This window comes from Paracoccaceae bacterium (assembly GCA_019454225.1).
Classification (GTDB): domain Bacteria; phylum Pseudomonadota; class Alphaproteobacteria; order Rhodobacterales; family Rhodobacteraceae.
In genome coordinates, this window is the sequence record CP075370.1 from 3,258,926 (window position 1) to 3,277,127 (window position 18,202).

19 protein-coding genes are annotated in these 18,202 nt (G+C 69.4%); 6 read left to right on the top strand and 13 right to left on the bottom strand.

The window, feature by feature from the left end; genetic code table 11:
- The first annotated feature begins 167 nt into the window (after positions 1-167).
- The gene (locus tag KF887_15525; GenBank protein ID QYK40799.1) at positions 168-1,115 is read left to right on the top strand and encodes a hypothetical protein; all 948 of its coding nucleotides are present in this window, start codon (positions 168-170) and stop codon (positions 1,113-1,115) included.
- 218 nt (positions 1,116-1,333) lie between these two features.
- Here KF887_15525 and KF887_15530 read toward each other — a convergent pair whose 3' ends face one another.
- Genes KF887_15530 through KF887_15545 form a run of 4 tightly spaced genes read right to left on the bottom strand, consistent with a single transcriptional unit; the run spans position 1,334 to position 4,466 of the window.
- Positions 1,334-2,113: an ABC transporter permease gene (locus tag KF887_15530; GenBank protein ID QYK43605.1), complete on the bottom strand. Its 780-nt coding sequence runs from the start codon at positions 2,111-2,113 to the stop codon at positions 1,334-1,336.
- A 14-nt stretch (positions 2,114-2,127) separates the two neighbouring features.
- Positions 2,128-2,841, bottom strand: a complete 714-nt coding sequence (locus KF887_15535) for an ABC transporter permease subunit (GenBank protein ID QYK40800.1) — start codon at positions 2,839-2,841, stop codon at positions 2,128-2,130.
- A gap of 25 nt (positions 2,842-2,866) precedes the next feature.
- The gene (locus tag KF887_15540) at positions 2,867-3,637 is read right to left on the bottom strand and encodes a transporter substrate-binding domain-containing protein (GenBank protein QYK40801.1); all 771 of its coding nucleotides are present in this window, start codon (positions 3,635-3,637) and stop codon (positions 2,867-2,869) included.
- A 31-nt stretch (positions 3,638-3,668) separates the two neighbouring features.
- Positions 3,669-4,466, bottom strand: coding sequence for an ATP-binding cassette domain-containing protein (locus KF887_15545; GenBank protein ID QYK43606.1), 798 nt, complete (start codon positions 4,464-4,466; stop codon positions 3,669-3,671).
- A gap of 90 nt (positions 4,467-4,556) precedes the next feature.
- Here KF887_15545 and KF887_15550 point away from each other — a divergent pair, with 90 nt between their 5' ends.
- From KF887_15550 to KF887_15560, 3 genes are read left to right on the top strand one after another with little or no spacing between them, the layout of a single operon-like run.
- Complete coding sequence (locus tag KF887_15550) at positions 4,557-5,216, top strand: TetR family transcriptional regulator C-terminal domain-containing protein (protein ID QYK40802.1); 660 nt, start codon at positions 4,557-4,559, stop codon at positions 5,214-5,216.
- A complete protein-coding gene (locus tag KF887_15555; GenBank protein ID QYK40803.1) occupies positions 5,213-6,391 on the top strand; it encodes a pyridoxal phosphate-dependent aminotransferase in 1,179 nt (392 codons plus the stop codon). The genes KF887_15550 and KF887_15555 overlap by 4 nt, the downstream gene beginning before the upstream one ends.
- The gene (locus KF887_15560; protein QYK40804.1) at positions 6,388-7,959 is read left to right on the top strand and encodes a 5-guanidino-2-oxopentanoate decarboxylase; all 1,572 of its coding nucleotides are present in this window, start codon (positions 6,388-6,390) and stop codon (positions 7,957-7,959) included. The genes KF887_15555 and KF887_15560 overlap by 4 nt, the downstream gene beginning before the upstream one ends.
- Before the next feature lie 9 nt (positions 7,960-7,968).
- Here the strand turns inward: KF887_15560 and KF887_15565 are convergent, their stop codons facing one another.
- Positions 7,969-9,405, bottom strand: coding sequence for a hypothetical protein (locus KF887_15565; protein QYK40805.1), 1,437 nt, complete (start codon positions 9,403-9,405; stop codon positions 7,969-7,971).
- A gap of 165 nt (positions 9,406-9,570) precedes the next feature.
- On the opposite strand from KF887_15565, the gene KF887_15570 reads away from it, so the two are divergent.
- Together KF887_15570 and KF887_15575 are read left to right on the top strand one after the other, a co-directional pair.
- On the top strand, positions 9,571-10,941 hold the full coding sequence (locus KF887_15570) for an aspartate aminotransferase family protein (GenBank protein QYK40806.1): 1,371 nt from the start codon (positions 9,571-9,573) through the stop codon (positions 10,939-10,941).
- Entirely contained in the window at positions 10,938-12,326 is a 1,389-nt protein-coding gene (locus KF887_15575) for a glutamine synthetase (protein QYK40807.1), read from the top strand. The genes KF887_15570 and KF887_15575 overlap by 4 nt, the downstream gene beginning before the upstream one ends.
- A gap of 23 nt (positions 12,327-12,349) precedes the next feature.
- On the opposite strand, the gene KF887_15580 is transcribed toward KF887_15575, so the two are convergent.
- The 8 genes from KF887_15580 to KF887_15615 form a co-directional block, all read right to left on the bottom strand.
- The gene (locus KF887_15580; protein ID QYK40808.1) at positions 12,350-12,955 is read right to left on the bottom strand and encodes a response regulator transcription factor; all 606 of its coding nucleotides are present in this window, start codon (positions 12,953-12,955) and stop codon (positions 12,350-12,352) included.
- A gap of 106 nt (positions 12,956-13,061) precedes the next feature.
- Complete coding sequence (locus tag KF887_15585) at positions 13,062-14,120, bottom strand: membrane dipeptidase (protein QYK40809.1); 1,059 nt, start codon at positions 14,118-14,120, stop codon at positions 13,062-13,064.
- 119 nt (positions 14,121-14,239) lie between these two features.
- A complete protein-coding gene (locus KF887_15590) occupies positions 14,240-14,710 on the bottom strand; it encodes an Hsp20 family protein (GenBank protein ID QYK40810.1) in 471 nt (156 codons plus the stop codon).
- Positions 14,711-14,845: 135 nt separating this feature from the next.
- Positions 14,846-15,724, bottom strand: a complete 879-nt coding sequence (locus KF887_15595; GenBank protein ID QYK40811.1) for a trypsin-like peptidase domain-containing protein — start codon at positions 15,722-15,724, stop codon at positions 14,846-14,848.
- 8 nt (positions 15,725-15,732) lie between these two features.
- Positions 15,733-16,320: a hypothetical protein gene (locus KF887_15600; protein ID QYK40812.1), complete on the bottom strand. Its 588-nt coding sequence runs from the start codon at positions 16,318-16,320 to the stop codon at positions 15,733-15,735.
- A complete protein-coding gene (locus KF887_15605; protein QYK40813.1) occupies positions 16,317-16,751 on the bottom strand; it encodes a hypothetical protein in 435 nt (144 codons plus the stop codon). The genes KF887_15600 and KF887_15605 overlap by 4 nt, the downstream gene beginning before the upstream one ends.
- 69 nt (positions 16,752-16,820) lie before the next feature.
- Complete coding sequence (locus KF887_15610) at positions 16,821-17,291, bottom strand: hypothetical protein (protein ID QYK40814.1); 471 nt, start codon at positions 17,289-17,291, stop codon at positions 16,821-16,823.
- 10 nt (positions 17,292-17,301) lie between these two features.
- Positions 17,302-18,117, bottom strand: a complete 816-nt coding sequence (locus tag KF887_15615) for a trypsin-like peptidase domain-containing protein (protein QYK40815.1) — start codon at positions 18,115-18,117, stop codon at positions 17,302-17,304.
- Positions 18,118-18,202 lie beyond the last annotated feature (85 nt).

Genomic DNA, 18,202 nt, shown 5'->3' on the forward strand with positions numbered 1-18,202 from the left:
ACGGGGGTAGGCGAGCGGTCGCTTGCGGCAGCGTGGGCCAATGACAGTCGTGCAGGACGTGGCTGCCGGTCGCTGTTGCTTGACAATGGGCAATTGCAGGCCTTGGGATGAACGGTACCGAATGAGCTAAGAAGACGCCGCGATGTGGGTCACAAAGGGATTGGTAGATGCGCCCTGATGAATACTGGAAGAACTTCAATCTTGGCACTGAGCTCGACATTGCCGGCCGCTTCCTCTTCAACGGCCTGCATGCGTTTCACGAAATGGAACACTTTGCCGCCGAAGAGGACGTCTTTGAGTTCCTGTATGGGGTCGCAGTCGGGATCGAGAGATTGCTGAAGATTGCGCTAATTTTGACTGAGCATGACAAAGCTCCAGATCAAAATGAGTTCGAAAAGGGACTGATCACACATAGTCACCAAGAATTAGTTCGTCGCCTAAAAGATAACCACAAGATCGACCTAGCGCCGGTGCACAATGATTTCTTAAGAATTCTCTCTAGCTTTTACAAATCTCACCGCTACGGCCGGTACAGTTTGGCATCGGTTGCTGCTCCTGCACGGGAGCGAGACGATCTTAAGCTTTTTCTCGAAAAGTACCTTCAGATCAATATCGACATCAGCGGGAGCTTCACTGTCACACGCAATGAACGCCGCCATAAGAAGTTTATTGGAAAGGTGATTTCTAAGATAGTTCTTCCGACTTTTGATATTGTCAGAAGCGAGGCATCTAGGCTCAACCTTTACACCTACGAGATCGAGTACCGGTCAAAGGCATCCAAGATATTCATGCACAAAAGCTTCGATTTCGAGACTGAAGACATCTTGCAAGTTGAACTACTCGCCTACTTTCTCTCTCAGGACGCCACAGGACCTAACGCCCGGTTCATTCGGGACCTTGTCAAGCCGCTGCCATTCGACCCGGAACTAGAAGGCGACTATCTTGCAGCACTAAGATCCGACCGACACAAGCTCTCTGTTCTCGATGAATTGGAGGTCCACTATGCGGATGTCGATGATTTCAAGGAGAGGAGCAGCATGCTGGAAGCAGCTACGTCCGACCACTTGAGCTATGGCTACGATGAACAGAACGAGGAAAGCGACGATATTCTTTAAGGCTACTGTAGGTCGCCTCAAGCATTGCCGAATTCCCGGCAGTTCCGCTTGCCGATCGTCGGCTTCGGGCTCGAAGCCGCCGTTCGCTGCATGCAATGCAACCGACCGCTTCCGGACCGGTCACGATGCTGCGGGTGCCACGCATCTGGCGCGCCGAGGGATGACCGAATGTCGCGCGCGGGCGCATGCGGGCCCCTGCCCGTCCCCGACCGGACCGCTCAGCCCATCCGCGCCGGGAACTGGCGCTCGAGCCGGCGGAACGCCAGCACGATCAGCCCGGCCACCGCCATGTAGACCACGGCGAGCAGAAGCAGCGGCTCGTAGACGATGAAGGTATCCTGCCGCACGCGGGACGAGACGGCGTAGATCTCCACCACCGTGATCGTGGCGACCAGCGGGGTGGCCTTGAGTTGCAGCACCGTCTCGCCGCCGAGCGTCGGCAGGGCCCGCTGGATGGCCTGCGGCAGCCAGATGCGCAGCAGGATCCGCCAGCGCGGAATGCCCATCGCGCGGGCGGCCTCGAGCTGGCCGCGCGGCACCGAGCGGAAGGCGCCACGCATCACCTCGCCCTCGTAGCCCGCGAAGGACAGGGTCAGCGCCAGCACCGCATAGGGCCATGCCTGGCGCAGGATCGGCCAGAGGTCGGACTGGCGGATCCAGGGATACTGCGGAAACAGCGAGCCGAGGCCGTAGTACAGCAGCCAGATCTGCAGCAGAAGCGGCGTGCCCCGGATCACCGTGCAGAACACCCGCGCCGGGGTGGCCAGATACCAGGGCCCGGCCGCCTGCGCGAGGCCGAGCGGAATGGCCAGGGCCATGCCCAGGGTGACGGTGACGAGCAGCAGCCAGATCGTGCGCCACAGCCCCTCGGCCGCAAGCGGCAGGTAGCGGGGCAGCCAGTCCCACCGCATCGAGACCGCGCACCAGATGACAAGCGCCAGGGCGAGGGCGATCATGACGATGCGATGCGGCGGCAGGGCGGCGCGCAGACCGGCCATGGCGGTGCGTCCGGTCATCGGCCCGTCCCCGACAGCTTTGGCTGGCCGCGCCGCGCCCAGGATTCGATGCGCCCGAACAGCGCGCCCGAGACCAGCGACAGCGCCAGATAAAGCAGCCCGGCCGCCATGAAGAAGGTGAAGAAGGCCTTGGTGGCGCCCGCCGCCTGGCGGGTTTCCTGCGTCAGTTCGCCAAAGCCCACGACCGCCAGCAGCGCCGTGTCCTTGGTGGCGACAAGCCACAGGTTTGCCAGCCCCGGAACGGCCCCGGCCATCACGGCAGGCAGGGCGATGCGCCGGGCCATCAGCAGCGACGGCATGCCCATGGCGCGCGCCGCCTCGATCTGGCCGCGCGGCAGGGCAAGGATCGCGCCACGCAGCACCTCGGTGTGATAGGCGCCCTGCACCACGCCCAGAACGGTGATCCCGGCGGCGACGCCGGAAATCTGGATGCGCTGATACCCCATCGACAGCAGCACCTGGTTCACCGCGTCGGTCACGGCGAAATACAGGATCAGGATCAGGACCAGTTCGGGGACCGCGCGGACGACCGTGGTATAGACCGCCAGCAGGTCGCGCGTGACGGGCCCGCCATGCAGCTTGCCCAGGGCGCCGAAGGTGCCGATCACGATGCCGAGGCCCCAGGCCCCGCCCGCGATCAGCACCGAGTGCCACAACCCGCGCAAGAGGTTGGGCCCCCAGTCGGCCAGAAGGGCCAGCGTCTGGTCCATTCCGGGGGGCCCTGCCTAGCGGCGGTCAGCCACCGTAGATCGACGAGGCGAAGTAGGGGGCCGAAACCTTGTCATAGGTGCCGTCGGCGATGATCTTGGCGATGCCGGCGTTGAACTTGGCCTTCAGGTCATCCTCGCCCTTGCGCAGGCCGACGCCCACGCCGAGACCCAGGACGACCGGGTCATCCTCCACCGCCCCCTTGGATTCGCAGCAGGCGGCACCTTCCGCCGTGGCGAGGAAGGCGTCGAGCGCGATCGAATCGGCCTGCGTCGCGTCGATGCGGCCCGCGACGAGGTCCTGGTTCGCCTCGTCCTGGGTCTGGTAGATCTTGATCTCGGCCGCGCTCGACGCGAAGTGCTTCTGCACGTAGGCCTCGTGCACCGTCGCCACCTGGACGCCGATGATCTTGCCCGCAAGGCCGGCCGCGTCGGGGGTGATCGCCTCGCCCTTCGGTGCCACGATCACGGTGGGGGTGTTGTAGTACTTGTCCGAGAAGTCGATGGTCTGCATCCGCTCCTCGGTGATCGACATCGAGGCCATGATCGCGTCGATCTGGCCTGCCGTCAGCGAGGGGATGATGCCGTCCCAGGCGACCGGCACGATTTCGCACTGCATCTCGGCCGCGGCACAGACCGCACCGATCATCTCGACCTCCCAGCCGACCCAGTTGCCGCTGGCGTCGGGGCTGGCGAAGGGCGGATAGGGTTCGGCGGCGATGCCGACCTTGACGGTCTGGGCCGCGGCGGGCGCGGCAAGGGCCGCGAAGGTGGCAAGGGCAATGAGGGTCTTCTTCATGGTCGTCTCCCGGTTGGTTGATGTCCGCCTGTCAGGCGACGGACTTGAGGAACTGTCGCAGCCTTTCCGATTTCGGGGCGCCGAACAAGGCGTCGGGCGGGCCCTCTTCCTCGATCACGCCCTGGTGAAGGAACACCACATGGCTGGCCACCTCGCGCGCGAACTTCATCTCGTGCGTGACAAGGATCATGGTCCGGCCCTCGGCGGCCAGATCGCGGATGACGCCCAGCACTTCGCCCACCAGCTCGGGGTCGAGCGCCGAGGTCGGCTCGTCGAAGAGCATGGCCGAAGGTTCGATGGCCAGCGCGCGCGCGATCGCGGCCCGCTGCTGCTGGCCGCCGGACAGATAGGCCGGATACTGGTCTTCCTTCTCGGCCAGACCCACCCGGGCCAGAAGGGCGCGGGCGCGGGCCACGGCCCGGTCGCGCGGCACCTTCAGCGTGTGGACCGGCACCTCGATCAGGTTCTGCAGCACCGTCATGTGCGACCAGAGGTTGAACTGCTGGAACACCATCCCGAGGCTGCGGCGCAGACGTTCGATCTGGCGGCGGTCGGCGGGGCTGCCATCGGGGCGCATCGCCACCTCTTCCCCGCCGATGGTGATGCGGCCGCCGGAGGGCGTTTCGAGAAAGTTGATGCAGCGCAGCATCGTAGACTTGCCCGACCCGGACCCGCCGATCACCGCGACCACGTCGCCCTGCCGCGCCGTCAGCGACACACCGCGCAGCACTTCGAGGGTGCCGAAGGATTTGCGGATCGAGTCGAGCCGGATCGCCTCGGGGCGGGCGTCGGCAAGCGGGGGGCGGACTGTGCGCGGTTCGGGCAGCATCGTCACCTTTGGCAGTTCGGGCTTGCAGTAAGCCCGCCATCGCGTAATTCTGCAAGCGTATAATAGGGTCGTGGCGGCTGGGGGGCCCTGATGACCGAGGGCAAGCCTGTCCGGCCCGGCGCAACCGGTGACCGAAAACCGTTTCGCCGCGAGGGCGAGGAAAAGCGCCGCGAGGCGCTGATCGCGGCTGCGGTCGAGCTTGTGGCCGAAGGCGGCACGCAGGCGGCAACGGTGCGCGCCGTGGCGGAGCGCGCGGGCGTGACGCCCGGGCTGATCCGGCACTATTTCCAGTCGCGCGGAGAACTGCTGCGCGCGGCCTATGCGCGGGTCATGGGCGCCATGACGCTGGTCAACCACGCGGCGGTCATCGGCCAGACCGGAGATCCGCTGGTGCAGCTGGCAGTCTTCGTCGCCGCAAGCCTGCGGCCGCCGGTGGTGGACCCGACGACAGTCGGGCTGTGGGCGGGGTTCATCCACATGGTGCAGCGCGACCAGGGCATCCGTGACACCCATATGGCGACCTATCTGGACTATCGCGACCGGTTGCAGGCGCTGATCGCGGCGCTGCCGCGCGAGGTTCCGGCCGCCCGCCTGCGCGCCGATGCCATCGCCTGCAACGCGGTGATCGACGGGCTGTGGCTGGAGGCGTCGGTCCTGCCCGAGGCCTTCGCGCCCGGCGAGATCGAGCGGATCGGGCTGACATCGGTGGGCGCCATCCTGGGGGTCGATCTGGCGGGGGCAATGCCATGAGATACGCGGCGCTGACCGACCGGCTGGCGGGCCTGGGCGGGGCGAAATGGGATCTGCACATCCGGGCCCGGGCGATGGCGGCGGCGGGCAGGCCGGTGCTGGAACTGACCATCGGCGAACCCGACGTGCCGACGCCCCCCGAGATGATCGCGGCAGCGACGGCGGCGATGGCGCAGGGGCGCACCGGCTACAGCAACGGGCGGGGCGAGGCCGGGCTGGTGCTGGCCCTGGCCGAACGCTACAGCGCGCGACGCGGCCGGGCGTTCGGGCCGGGCAACGTGATGTGCTTTCCGGGCACGCAGACCACGCTCTATGCGGTGTTGCAGGCGATGGCGGGGCCCGGCGACGAGGTGATCGCGGGCGACCCGATGTACGCCACCTACGAGGGTGTGATCGCCGCATCGGGCGCTGCGGTGGTTCCGGTGCCGCTGCGGCCCGAACGGGGATTCCGCATGGCGCCCGAGGACATCGCGGCGGCGGTGACGCCGCAGACGCGGGTGATATTCCTGAACACGCCCCACAACCCGACCGGCGCGGTGCTGCGGGCGGCCGACATCGCAGCCATCGGCGAGATTGCCGTGGCGCATGACCTGTGGATCCTCTGCGACGAGGTCTACGAGGAACTGGTGTTCGCGGGCGTGCCCTTTGCCAGCCCGCTGGACCTGCCGCACCTGGCGGAACGCACGGTCGTCGCCGCGTCGATCTCGAAATCCCATGCGGCCCCGGGGTTCCGGTCGGGCTGGTGCGTAGGCCCCGAGGAGTTCTGCACGCGGTTGCTGCCGCTGGCCGAGACGATGCTGTTCGGCAACCAGCCCTTCATCGCCGACATGACGGCGCAGGCGGTGGCGGTTCCGTCGCCGGTGGCCCCGGGCATGGCGGCGCGGTTCGCGGCGCGCGCCGGAATGATCGCGGACCGGCTGGACGGCACGGCCGGCCTGCGGGTGGTGCGGCCCGAGGCGGGGATGTTCGCGCTTGTCGACGTGCGGGCGGTCAGCGCCGGCGGCGACCGCTTTGCCCGGCGCCTGCTGGAGGAAAAGGGCGTGGCGGTGATGCCCGGCGAGAGCTTTGGCCGTTCCACGGCCGGATGGCTGCGGTTGAGCCTGACCCAGCCCGATGCGGTGACGGCAGAGGCCTGCGACCGGATCGCGGCGCTGGCCCGGGAGATGGCGCAATGACCGGGCGGACGGTGGGGCAGCGACTGGTCGAGGGGCTGGCGGCGCGCGGCGTCGACTGCGTGTTCGGCATTCCGGGGGTGCATACGATCGAGCTGTACCGGGGTCTGGCCGGGTCGGGCGTCCGGCATGTCACGGTGCGGCACGAACAGGGCGCGGCCTTTGCCGCCGACGGCTATGCGCGGGTGACCGGGCGGCCGGGGGTGGCCTTTGTCATCACCGGGCCGGGGGTCACGAACGCGCTGACCGCGATGGCACAGGCGCGCGCCGATTCGGTGCCGATGCTGGTGGTGTCGGGGGTGAACCGGCGCGACAGCCTCGGGCGCGGCCTGGGCATGCTGCACGAACTGCCCGACCAGGCCGGGATGGTGCGCAGCCTGTGCCCGACGCTGCAGGTCACCGCGCCGGACGCGCTGCACCAGACGCTCGATCAGGCCTTCGCGCTGATGCTGGGCGGCCGCCCGCAGCCCGTGCACCTGGAGGTGCCGACCGACGTGATGCCGATGCCCGCCCCGCCGGTGCCGGCCGCGCCGCCGGTGGTCCTGCCGTGGTGGCTTGCGGACCCCGGGGCGGTCGAAGCGGGCGTCGCGCGCCTGCAGTCGGCCCGGTCGCCGGTCATCCTGGCCGGCGGCGGGACGCGGCGGTCCGACGCCGCCCTGCGCCTTCTGGCCGAGCGACTGGACGCGCCGGTGGTGCAGACGACGAATGCGCGCGGGCTGCTGCATGGGCACCCGCTTTGCGTGCCCGCCTCGCCCAGCCTGAACGCGGTGCGGCGGCTGATCGCCGAGGCCGATGTCGTGCTTGCCGTGGGCACGGAACTGGGTTCGACCGATTGCGACATGTATGTGCGGGGCGGCTTTCCCGACCTGTCGGGCATGATCCGCATCGACTGCTGCCGCGAGCAGCTGGCGCGTCACCCGGCGGCGGTGCGCATTCACGGCCTGGCCGACCCGGTGCTGGCGGCGCTGTGGCGCGGGCTTTCGCCGCTGCAGGGTGATGGCACGGCGCGGGCCGCCGCCGCGCGGCAGGCGGCGCGGGCGGAACTTGACGCCTACATGCATCCGCAGCTTGCGATGGTCGAGGCGATCCGCGATGCGATGCCCGATGCGGTGATCGTGGGCGACAGCACGCAGCCCGTCTATGCCGGGAACCTGTACTACGATGCCCCCTTCCCCGGCGCCTGGTTCAACGCGGCCACCGGCTTTGGCGCGCTTGGCTATGCGCCGGGCGCGGCGGTCGGCGCGGCCATCGGGTCGGGGCGCCGCGTGGTCTGCCTGATCGGTGACGGGGGAATGCAGTTCTCGCCCGGCGAGTTGCGCACGGCGGTCGACGAGCGGCTGCCGGTGACCTTTGCCGTGTGGAACAACGCGGGCTTCCGCGAGATTGCCGAGGCGATGGCGGGCGCGGGGGCGCCCGTGATCGGCTGTCACCCCTCGCCGCTGGCGATGGAGCCCTTCGCGGCGGCCTGCGGATTGCCCTTTGCCCGGGTCGGACCGGACCCCGCCGCCCTGCGCGCGGCGCTTGGCGGTGCGGCCGGGGGGCCGCGCCTGATCGAGATCGCGGCGGGCTGAACCGGCACGTCACACGAAGATGAAGTCTGTCACATCCATGTCGTCAAGCGTGACCCCGTTGATGACGATCAGGTTGCCCCCGCGCAGCAGCCCGACCCCGCCCGATATGTCGAAGAGGTTGAGGCTGGCGAACTTCGCTTCGGGCGTGGCACCGCCGATCAGGCCCAGCTGGATCCTGTCGACGCCATTCTCGAACAGCACGATCTCGTCCGTCGCACCCGAGGAATAGTTGCCGAAGACATAGATGTCGGCGCCGGACCCCCCGCTGAGCACATCACTGCCGGGGCCGCCGTTCAGCACGTCATCGCCGGCGTTGCCGAACAGGAAATCGTCACCGGTCCCGCCGTTCAGCGTGTCGTTGCCCCCGACGCCATAGACCGTGTCATTGCCCGGCCCCGCGGCGATGAGATCATCGCCCGCCAGCCCGTCCAGATAGTCGTTGCCGTCGCCCCCGCCGATGGTGTCGCTGCCGTCGCCGCCATAGGCCACATCGTTGCCGGGCCCCGAGGCCAGGTTGTCGCGCCCGGCGCCGCCGAACAGCGTGTCGTCGTTCAGGCCGCCACTGACGAAATCGTCATCGTCGCCGCCATAAACCACGTCGTTGCCCGGCCCGCCCAGCAGCACATCATTCCCGGCGTTGCCATACAGACGATCCGATCCGTTGCCGCCGCCGATCAGGTCGTTTCCGTTCTCGCCCATCGCGAAATCGTCGCCGTCGGAGGCGGCGATGGTGTCGTTGCCGTCAAAGCCGAACAGCATGTCTGCCCCGGCATTGCCGCTGATGTAGTCGTTGCCCGTATCGCCGTCGATCAGGTCATTGCCGTCGCGGCCCTGCAGCAGATCGCTGGCGCCGCCGCCGAGGATCGTGTCGTTTCCGCTGTCGCCGACGACCGTATCGGGTGAGGTGATTGCCGCAAGGTCCAGCCCCGGCGGGAAGTCCGGGATGGTCTGCCGGTCGGGAATGGCGGAGATCGGGATTTGCCGATCCGGAGCGAGCGCTTGGGTCGTGATGGCCCGCACGTCCTGCACCTCGTCGCTCCAGAACACCCGGAACTCGTCGGGTGTTTCGATCGGCAACGCCAGGCCGCCAAGGCGGAAGAGGAAGTACACGGTTTCGCCGTCGTTCGGTCCGAAGGCCGAGAACTCCATGATCTGGGTCACGAAGCCGTCGCCCCAGACCGCTTCGAAGACGAAGGCGGACACCGCGGCGGGCTCGATCGCAAAGGACGGCTGGGTGATGAAAGGGAAGTCGTCGCCAGACAGCGTGCCCGAATCTGCGGGGACGTCGACGATCGCCGCAAAGTCGCCGATGTCCGGCCGGAGGGTATAGGTGAAGGCAAGCCCGGCGGCCGTCGTCGCGAGATCGATCCAGGCGGGAAAGACGGCCTGCACGGCGCCGGAGGCATCCTCGACCGCCGCCTGGCCCCAAAGTCGAAATGTCGGCATGCAAATACCCCTTGAAAAGACTGACCACGTACCCTGCAAGGCTAGCCGTCGTCCGGCCTGTGGCAAGCGGCATGCCGGCACCTATCCGTCCGTATAGCCTCGGCCGCGGCGGGCCTTCCATTTGATCAAAAAACCGGGGATAAAGCCGCCCGGGGGACGACCACGATGACGGGCGACATGCTGGCTGGCCTTTCGATGGCACGGATCAGGGCATTCCGGGCGGCCGAGGCCGCGCGCTTTGCCGCCGCGCGGCCGCGTTCGGCGGCGGCGCGGTCGGACGACTGGCTGGATGCCGTGCCGATGCACTGGATGCGCGACTGGCCGATGCCGTTTCCGATGGTCGTGGCGACCGCAAGGGGCGCACGGCTGACCTGCATCGACGGGCATGAGGTTGACGATTTCTGCCTGGGCGACACGGGGTCGATGTTCGGCCACTCGCCGCCCGCCGTGGCCCGGGCGCTCCGCGCCCAGGCGGGCCGGGGCCTGACCTACATGCTGCCCTCGGATCAGGCGGCCGAGGCGGGGCGGCTGCTGACCGAGGTCTGGGGAGATTTCCGCTGGCAACTGGCGATGACCGCGACCGATGCCAACCGCTTTGCCCTGCGCGTGGCGCGGGCCGTGACGGGGCGCCCCAGGGTGCTGGTGTTCAACGGCTGCTACCATGGGACGATCGACGACGCGATGGTGGCCCTGGACGAGACCGGCCGCACGGTGGCGCGGCCCGGGCTGGTGGGGCAGATACAGGACCTGTCGCGCGGGGCCGTCTGCGTCGAGTTCAACGATCTGGCGGCGGTGGAGGCGGCGCTCGCGCAGGGCGACGTCGCGGCGGTGCTGACCGAACCGGTGATGACCAATTCCTGCATGGTCCTGCCGGCCGAGGGCTTTCTTTCCAGCCTGCGTGACCTGTGCCGCGCCCATGGCACGCTGCTGATGATCGACGAGACGCATACCCAGTCGACCGGGCGGGGCGGCTATACGGCGGCGCACGGTCTGGACCCTGATATCCTGGTGGTCGGGAAATGCGTGGCCGGCGGGGTGCCGGTCGCGGTCTGGGGGCTGCGGCCGGCGGTGGCGGGGCGTCTGGCCGACTATCACGCCACGCGTCCGGCGGGACATTCCGGCATGGGCACCACGCTGGCCGCGAACCCGGTGCAGTTCGCGGCTCTGGCCGCGGCGCTGCGCGAGGTCGCGACCGCGCCCGCCCATGCGCGGATGGACCGGGGCGCGGCGCGGCTGGCCGCGGGCCTGTCCGCGGCCATCGCCCGCCACGGCCTGCCCTGGCATGTCGTGCGGGTGGGCGCGCGGGTCGAGTTCATCTGCGCGCCGGGACCGCTGCGCAACGGCACCGAGGCGGCGGCGGCGCATCAGCCACAGGTCGAGGCGGCGCTGCACCTGGGTTTGCTGAACCGGGGCTGCCTGATCGCCCCCTTCCACAACATGATGCTGGTATCGCCTGTCACGACGCGCGCCCAGATCGACCGTCTGGTCGCCGCCTTCGGCGCCGTGCTGGACGCCCTGACCGGAGAGACGCCATGACCGCCAGCCCCTCGGGTTCCACCATCGACGAGGCCGAGGCGTTCCTGGCCGCGCATCCCGAGGTCGAGGCCATAGACCTCGTGCTGCACGATGCCAACGGGATCGGCCGGGGCAAGATCATCCGGCGGCACGAACTGGCCGGATTCTACAGGAACGGGCGGCACCTGCCGATCTCGATCCTCGGGCTCGACATCTGCGGCGAGGACGTCCACGAAACCGGGCTGATCTGGGACAAGGGCGACGGCGACCTGCGGGCCTGGCCGGTGCCGGGAACCCTGAAGCCCCTGCATGGCACGACACCGGCCCGGGCCGAGGTGTTCATGTGCATGTATGACCTCGACGGGACACCGATGACATCGGACCCGCGCCACGCCCTGGCGCGGCAGGTGCAGGCGATGGCCGCCGAGGGTCTGCATCCTGCCGGGGCGTTCGAGCTGGAATTCTTCCTGCTCGCGAACGAGCGCGGTCCGGACGGGCGCGTGCAGCCTGCGCGCGACGTGCTGGACGGGCGCGCCAGCCGCAAGACCGAGGTCTATTCGGTCGATCACCTGCACGGGATGCTGCCGCTGTTCAGCGACATCTATGCCGGGGCCGCGAAGGCCGGGATCACCGCCGAGACGCTGATCTCGGAATATGCGCCGGGCCAGTACGAACTGACGCTGCACTACCGCGAGGATGTGATGCAGGCGGCGGACGACCTGATGCGGCTGAAGCGGATCGTGCGGGCGCAGGCGCGGGCGCATGGCGTGACCGCCTGCTTCATGGCCAAGCCGGTCGAGCAATATGCGGGATCGGGGATGCATTTCCACGTGTCGCTGCTGGACGGGGCCGGGCGAAACGTGTTCGTCGAGGCCGAGGAAGGCGCGTGGTCCGACACGATCCGCCATGCCATCGGCGGACTGCGGGCGACGATGGGGGAATCGATGCTGGTCTATGCCCCGCATGCGAATTCCTGGCGCCGCTTTGCCGCGCAGTCCTATGCGCCGGTGTCGCCAACCTGGGGCGTCAACAACCGGTCGGTCGCGCTGCGCATCCCGGCGGGCGACATCCGCGCGCGGCGGATCGAGCATCGCCCGGCGGGTGTCGATGCCAACCCCTACCTGGTGGCGGCCACCGTGCTGGCGGGAATCCGGAAGGGCCTGGCCGACCGCATCGACCCCGGCCCCGAGACCACCGGAAACGGCTACGACACGCCGGCCGACGCGCCCCCGATCCCGCGCGACTGGCGCGCGGCGATCGAGGCGGCACAGGGATCGGAATTCCTGAGATCGGCTCTGGGCGACGACATGCACCGCACCTTCTGCGCGATCAAGGCGGCCGAATATGCCCGCGTCGCCCGCACCATCGCGGACGTGGACTACGACCTGTACCTGCACACGGTCTGAGCAATCGCAGGCAGGGGACAGGGTCAGGCCAGGCCGCTGTCGCGGGCGATCATGGCCGCATGGGTGCGGTTCTTCGCCGCGAGCTTGCGGGTGAGCGTCTTGACGTGCAGCTTGACCGTCACCTCCTGCAGCGTGAGGTCGCGGGCGATTTCCTTGTTCGACTTGCCCGCGCAGATGCCGCGCAGCACGGTCAGTTCGCGCCCCGTCAGGCCGAAGGCCAGACCGCCCGGCGCCGCGTCGGATGTCAGCAGGCCCATCGGCAGGAAACGTTCGCCGCGTGCCATCAGCCGCACGGCGGCGACCATCGCGCGGGCCGACATCTTCTTCGGCACGAACCCCGCCGCGCCCGCCTCGAGCGCGGCCTCGGCCAGTTCCCGCGAGGTCGAGGCGGCCATCAGCGCGACGGCGGCGCCCTGCCCTTCGGTCACCGCCAGTTCCAGCCCGCGCAGGCCGTCGATCCCGGGCAGGCCCGCGTCGATCAGCGCAACGTCATGTCGGGCCGCGCGCAGCGCGGCGATCACCTCGGGCATGGCAGCGACCATCGTCACGACCTCCATGCCCTCGGCCAGCAGGAATGCTGCCACCGTTTCACGCACGAGGTCATGATCATCCGCGACGAGGATTCTCATGACCCGGAATACCCTCCTGAAATCGGTGACCGACTATTCCCGCAGCCTAACACGGCCGGGAACATTTTCCAGTTCCATCCGCATTGCGGCGCAACCTGCCGGTGTATCAGCCGCCCCAGGTGCGGCGCAGCACGTCGATCCAGTTGTCGCAGGCCAGGCGCGTGACAAGCGCGGGTCCGTAGCCATGCGCGGCAAGCGCATCGAGCAGCGCCGGCAGGCCGGTAACGTCGCCGATGCAGGCGGGAACGGTGGCCCCGTCGAAATCCGATCCGAAGCCCACGCCGCGCTCGCCCAGAATCCCCAGCAGATGGTCGAGATGGCGCAACACCGGGTCCCAGCCGGTCGCCGGGTCGCCCCGGCCGTCGGGGCGCAGGAAGACCGAGGCAAAGTTCAACCCGACGAGACCGCCGCTGTCGGCGATGACGTGCAACTGCCGGTCCGTCAGGTTGCGGGACGAGGGTGTGATCGCATGGGCATTCGAATGGCTTGCGACCAGCGGCGCCTGCGACAGGCGCGCCACATCGTCGAACCCGGCCTCGTTCAGGTGGCTGAGGTCGATCATGATGCGCAGGTCGTTGCAGGCGGCGACCAGGCGGCGGCCCGCGTCGGTCAGACCCGGCCCTTGATCGGGCGAGGCGGGAAAGGCGAAGGGCACGCCATGGCCGAAGGCCGTGGGGCGCGACCAGACCGGTCCAAGCGACCGCAACCCCATGGCATGAAAGGCATGCAGCGTGTCGAGCCCCTCGTCGATCGCCTCGGCCCCCTCCATGTGCATCACCCCGGCGACCGCCCCGGCCGCCATCGCCGCGCGGATCCCGGCGGCGCTGCGGCACAGGCGAAAGGCACCCGCGCTGTCGCGTTCCATCCCCATCAGCTGCGCGGCCATCGCCAGCGCCACGGGCTGCGCCTGAACCGGCGGCACGGCGGGCGGCAGGGGCAGCGCATAGGGCGGCGCATCCATCAGCCGCTCCAGATTGCCAAGCGCGGGATCGGCGGGCGATGGCACATAGATCGCGAACAGCCCGCCCGCAAAGCCGCCCGCCCGCATCCGCGGCAGATCCAGGTGACCGCGCCCCTCGCCCGTCAGCCACAGGCTGACCCGGTCGGGGTTGCGCCAGAGACGCAGCAGGATGTCGTTGTGGCCATCGAAGACGGGAATGGTCATGCGCAGCTTCTCCACCGGTCAGGCCGAGTGGTCGCAGCGCCGGGCCCCCGTGGCAAGGGCGGAAAGACCAAAGGGCGCGCCCGCAGGCGCGCCCCGGTGGCCGGAGGCAGGCGGATGGTTCAGGCCTCGACAACCTCGGCCTCGACCGCCCGGGTCTGGGCGCCCGCGCCTGTCGCAATCTCGATGCGGCGGGGCTTCAGCGCTTCGGGCGTCTCGCGCACGAGGTCGATGTGCAGCATCCCGTGCTCGTGCACGGCGCCGGTGACCTTGACGTGGTCAGCCAGGGCAAAGCGGCGTTCGAAGGCGCGGGTGGCAATGCCACGGTGCAGGTAGTGGCGTGCCGCTTCCTCGGCCGCCTTGCGCGCGGCGATGACCAGGGTCTGTTCCTTGACCTCGACAGCCAATTCCTCGGGCGTGAAGCCCGCGACGGCGATCGAGATGCGATAGCCGTGGTCGGCGGTCTTTTCGATGTTGTAGGGCGGATAGGTCTGGCTGGCGACATCGGTCGACAGGGCGCGATCCATCAGGTCGGCGATGCGGTCAAAGCCGACGGTGGCGCGGTAGAGGGGCGAAAAATCGAGCGAACGCATGGTGTCATCCTTCGTGAAGCGATGCGGTTTGCCCTCCCCCAGGGGGCCGGGCGGTTCCGCCGGGCCCCGTTCGGGCACCCGGCACGGGTTAGGTGGGAAGCGGTCCGGGGCGCGTCAAGACCCCTGCGGCGCGGATCAGGGCGCAGCCGGGACCCGCGGTTTGAGGAAGCGCGCCCCGGTGTCGCGGCTGGCGTCGCCTGCCCCCAGCCGGCGCGCCTGCGGCACCGAAGCCGGCGTTGCCGGGGCGGCGGCGACACCGGGGCGCAGCGTGCGGTTGGCGGCCAGCATCGGCTTCAGGATCGCCACGGCGGCGGGCAGGTCGGGCCCCCAGGCCAGCCGGTCGGGCCCGCCCGCCTCGGCCCCGGCCGAGATGATCGAGACGATGCGCATCCTGCCGGACCCGGCCTCGGGCGTCCGCTGGAACACCGGCGCGCCCGACGAGCCGAAGGTCACGTCGCAGTCGAATGCCATCAGCCCCGGTTCCCGCCCCTGCACCCGGCAGACACGCTCGCGCGACATCACCTCGGACCGACCCCGCGCATAGGACAGCACCGACACCTCGTCACCCGGCGCGGGCGTGTCGATGCGGAAGGGCGACGCGATGGCGGTCGAGATCGGCTGATCCAGCCGCATGAGCGCGATGTCGTGGCGGATGCTGTTGGTATCGGGGCGTTCGTTCGGCACATAGCCGGGAAGGGCCGCGGCCGCCACCACGCGGGCCTGCGCAAGCGCCGTGCCGTTGGTCAGGGCGGCGCGGAAGGTGATGCTGGCGGGATCGCGCGGGCGGCCGGCATCGAACAGGCAATGCGCCGCGGTCAGCACGAGGTCGGGCGCGATCAGCGCGCCGGTGCAGAACGCCCCCTGCATGCCCGGGGCGGGCGCCATGTCGACACGGCCGACGGCCTCCCAACCGCGCAGGGCGTCGCGGGTGTCGAGCGCGCGCGCCCCGCCCGATTGTGCATGGGCGGCGGGGGCAAGAAGGATCAGGGCGAGGGCTGCAAGCGTGCGGAACATGGGATGCCTCAGGGTCGGGTGATGCCGAGACGGCCGGGAAGTTCGTGGGATGCGCGGGCCGCGCCACCGCGCAGGACGCGCGGCGGGTCGCGCCCGGCGGCAAGCGCGCGCAGGTCCGTCAGGGTGCGGCGCAGCGGCAGGGTTTCGACATGGGCGCCATGCCGCGCCCCGCCCCGCGGCAGGACATGCACCATCATATAGTCGCGCCCCGTCGCGGCGGCGCGCAGCCCGACAGGCCGCGCGGCAACCGGATCGACCGGAGCCGCCAGAACCAGCAGCGCCGCGTCCACATCCTGCCCGTCACGAAACCGCACCGCGGCGTCGAAGGCGGGATGCAGGATCAGCCTTGCGCCCCGTGTCGCCCCGGTGCCTGCACCGGGACGGAAGGCCAGGCGCGTGGCCTCGGCCGGGCCGCCGAACGGGCCACGCAGGCAGGCGGCCTGCGCCAGTACCTGATCGGGCGCGACAAGGACGCCCGTGCAGGGGCCCCAGGGTCCGCCAAGGATTTGCCCCACCGATGCCGGAACAGGCCGGTCCGCCGCCACCGGGACGGGCGCAAGCGCCAGGCACAAAGCCAGGGCCCGCGCCGGGTTCACCGGTCGACCCTGACGAACTTGGCGTCGGGGGCCTTGCCGCTGCGGCGCTTCGTGGCGATCTGCGGCAGCGCGCGTGCCAGGTCGGACGGCGTGGTGGCGGCCGCGAGATTGCGGCGGCATTCGGATTCGCCCATCTGCCCGCCCGCAGCGATGTTGCGGCAGATGTCGGACATCATGCGCAGCACATCGTCCGGGGAGGGTGCCCCGCCCGGCGGCATCCCGACCATGCCCTGCGGCACGCCGGCCGTTCCCTGCGCCTGGGCAAGCGCGCGCAGCACCCCCGCGTATCCGTCGCCCACCGGCGTTCCCGGCATCGCCCGGGTCGCAGGGGCAGCCGCGAACGGGGTCGGGGCCGCCCCCCCGGACAGCCGGGGCAGCCACAGCGGGGCCGTCATCATCACCAGCCCCAGGGTCAGCCCGATTGCAGCCATGCCGCGCATCTTTTTCCCGCTCCGATCAAGAGGTGATGAACACGGAAGGCATCCGGAACCGCGCGGCGGTCATGGCGCCACCTGCACGCGTTTCGCATCCGGTTGCCCGATCACGGGGCCGCGGTTTCCGTCGGCCGCGGTCTCGAAACGGAGAGGTGCCGCATCGGCGTTCTGCCGCGGGAAGCGCCGGTGCTCCGGCATGACCTGCGCCATGCAGGCGGCACCGGAGGTATGGCCAAGCGTTCCTGCGGTGACCGCCCGGCACAGGATCGACACGTCGTGTGCGACGGGGGCCAGCGCCGCGCGGGGCAGACGCCCCGGGGGGGTGGCGGAAGGCATGCCGGTGCCGCCGAAGAACGCCCACACCAATTGCAGCACCGCTTCGATAGGCGACGGCGCCTGCGCCACGACCTTGCCGCCGGGCATCCGCGCCTGCGCGGCGCCGGAACCCCGCATACCCGGATCGACCTGCGGCAGCCAGAACGGCGATGTGACCATCCCGAAACCCGCCACCATGGCAAGGACCGACAGGATGCGCATCAGAAGCCCCTCATGGTTTCAGGAACTTGGCTGTTTCCTTGGCCGATCCCGCGGCACCGCTCGCCGCGGCGCCGGGCCGCTGGAAGGTGGCACTGACCTGGTGCAACTCGGTCAGCAAGGCATCGAGCGGCGCATCGAGCGTCGTCCCGAGCGCAACCTGGCGGCCCTCGTAGTCCGCCTTGGCCGACACGACCGAGACCATGCGCGCCACGCCGTCGCGAATGGCAAAGATCGGCGCGCCGGACGATCCGAAATCGACGTCGCAGGACAGCACCAGAACGCCGGTCTGTCGAGCGAGGACGTGGCACACCTCCTGCAGCGCGGGGGCCTCGGACCGGTCCTGCGCATAGCTGACCACACCGACCTCGTCGCCCCGGGCGGGGCGGGCATCGGTGTCGAACGGCAGGATCGACGGCAGGCGGATCGGTTGGTCCAGTTCGATCACCGCAAGGTCAAAGGCCACGCGGCCCAGCTTCTCGTGTCCGCCATAGACGTATTCGGGATGCGCCACCGCGTGCTTGACCCCGCGATAGGCGGCCGCGCGTCCGTTGCGCCATCCGGCGCGAAACTCGATCTGGCCGGGTGCGATGCGGGCGCCGGTATCCTTGTCGAACAGGCAGTGCGCCGCGGTCAGCACCAGATGCGGCGCGATCAGCGCGCCGGTGCAGAACCCCCGGCGGCCAAGGTCCAGCCGTCCGACGGCATCCCAGCCACGGATGTCGTTGCCGGTGTCCAGCCGCTTCAGGGGTCCGTTCTGGGCCGCCGCCGCACCAAGTGTCAGCACAAGGGCAAGCACGGCAGACAGGGTGCGGGCGACGAAAGGCATGGCTTCTCCGGTGTTCACGCGCCGGTTACCGCCTTGCTGCGGCGAAATTAAGGCTGTTCGCGCAGAGATTGAACGGGCCGGCCGG

What these genes read in the sequence shown, in the direction of transcription:
- KF887_15525 (QYK40799.1), top strand. Translation starts at nt 168, where the DNA reads ATGCGCCCTGATGAATACTGGAAGAACTTCAATCTTGGCACTGAGCTC.
- KF887_15530 (QYK43605.1), bottom strand. Translation starts at nt 2,113, where the DNA reads ATGGCCGGTCTGCGCGCCGCCCTGCCGCCGCATCGCATCGTCATGATC.
- KF887_15535 (QYK40800.1), bottom strand. Translation starts at nt 2,841, where the DNA reads ATGGACCAGACGCTGGCCCTTCTGGCCGACTGGGGGCCCAACCTCTTG.
- KF887_15540 (QYK40801.1), bottom strand. Translation starts at nt 3,637, where the DNA reads ATGAAGAAGACCCTCATTGCCCTTGCCACCTTCGCGGCCCTTGCCGCG.
- KF887_15545 (QYK43606.1), bottom strand. Translation starts at nt 4,466, where the DNA reads ATGCTGCCCGAACCGCGCACAGTCCGCCCCCCGCTTGCCGACGCCCGC.
- KF887_15550 (QYK40802.1), top strand. Translation starts at nt 4,557, where the DNA reads ATGACCGAGGGCAAGCCTGTCCGGCCCGGCGCAACCGGTGACCGAAAA.
- KF887_15555 (QYK40803.1), top strand. Translation starts at nt 5,213, where the DNA reads ATGAGATACGCGGCGCTGACCGACCGGCTGGCGGGCCTGGGCGGGGCG.
- KF887_15560 (QYK40804.1), top strand. Translation starts at nt 6,388, where the DNA reads ATGACCGGGCGGACGGTGGGGCAGCGACTGGTCGAGGGGCTGGCGGCG.
- KF887_15565 (QYK40805.1), bottom strand. Translation starts at nt 9,405, where the DNA reads ATGCCGACATTTCGACTTTGGGGCCAGGCGGCGGTCGAGGATGCCTCC.
- KF887_15570 (QYK40806.1), top strand. Translation starts at nt 9,571, where the DNA reads ATGACGGGCGACATGCTGGCTGGCCTTTCGATGGCACGGATCAGGGCA.
- KF887_15575 (QYK40807.1), top strand. Translation starts at nt 10,938, where the DNA reads ATGACCGCCAGCCCCTCGGGTTCCACCATCGACGAGGCCGAGGCGTTC.
- KF887_15580 (QYK40808.1), bottom strand. Translation starts at nt 12,955, where the DNA reads ATGAGAATCCTCGTCGCGGATGATCATGACCTCGTGCGTGAAACGGTG.
- KF887_15585 (QYK40809.1), bottom strand. Translation starts at nt 14,120, where the DNA reads ATGACCATTCCCGTCTTCGATGGCCACAACGACATCCTGCTGCGTCTC.
- KF887_15590 (QYK40810.1), bottom strand. Translation starts at nt 14,710, where the DNA reads ATGCGTTCGCTCGATTTTTCGCCCCTCTACCGCGCCACCGTCGGCTTT.
- KF887_15595 (QYK40811.1), bottom strand. Translation starts at nt 15,724, where the DNA reads ATGTTCCGCACGCTTGCAGCCCTCGCCCTGATCCTTCTTGCCCCCGCC.
- KF887_15605 (QYK40813.1), bottom strand. Translation starts at nt 16,751, where the DNA reads ATGGCTGCAATCGGGCTGACCCTGGGGCTGGTGATGATGACGGCCCCG.
- KF887_15610 (QYK40814.1), bottom strand. Translation starts at nt 17,291, where the DNA reads ATGCGCATCCTGTCGGTCCTTGCCATGGTGGCGGGTTTCGGGATGGTC.
- KF887_15615 (QYK40815.1), bottom strand. Translation starts at nt 18,117, where the DNA reads ATGCCTTTCGTCGCCCGCACCCTGTCTGCCGTGCTTGCCCTTGTGCTG.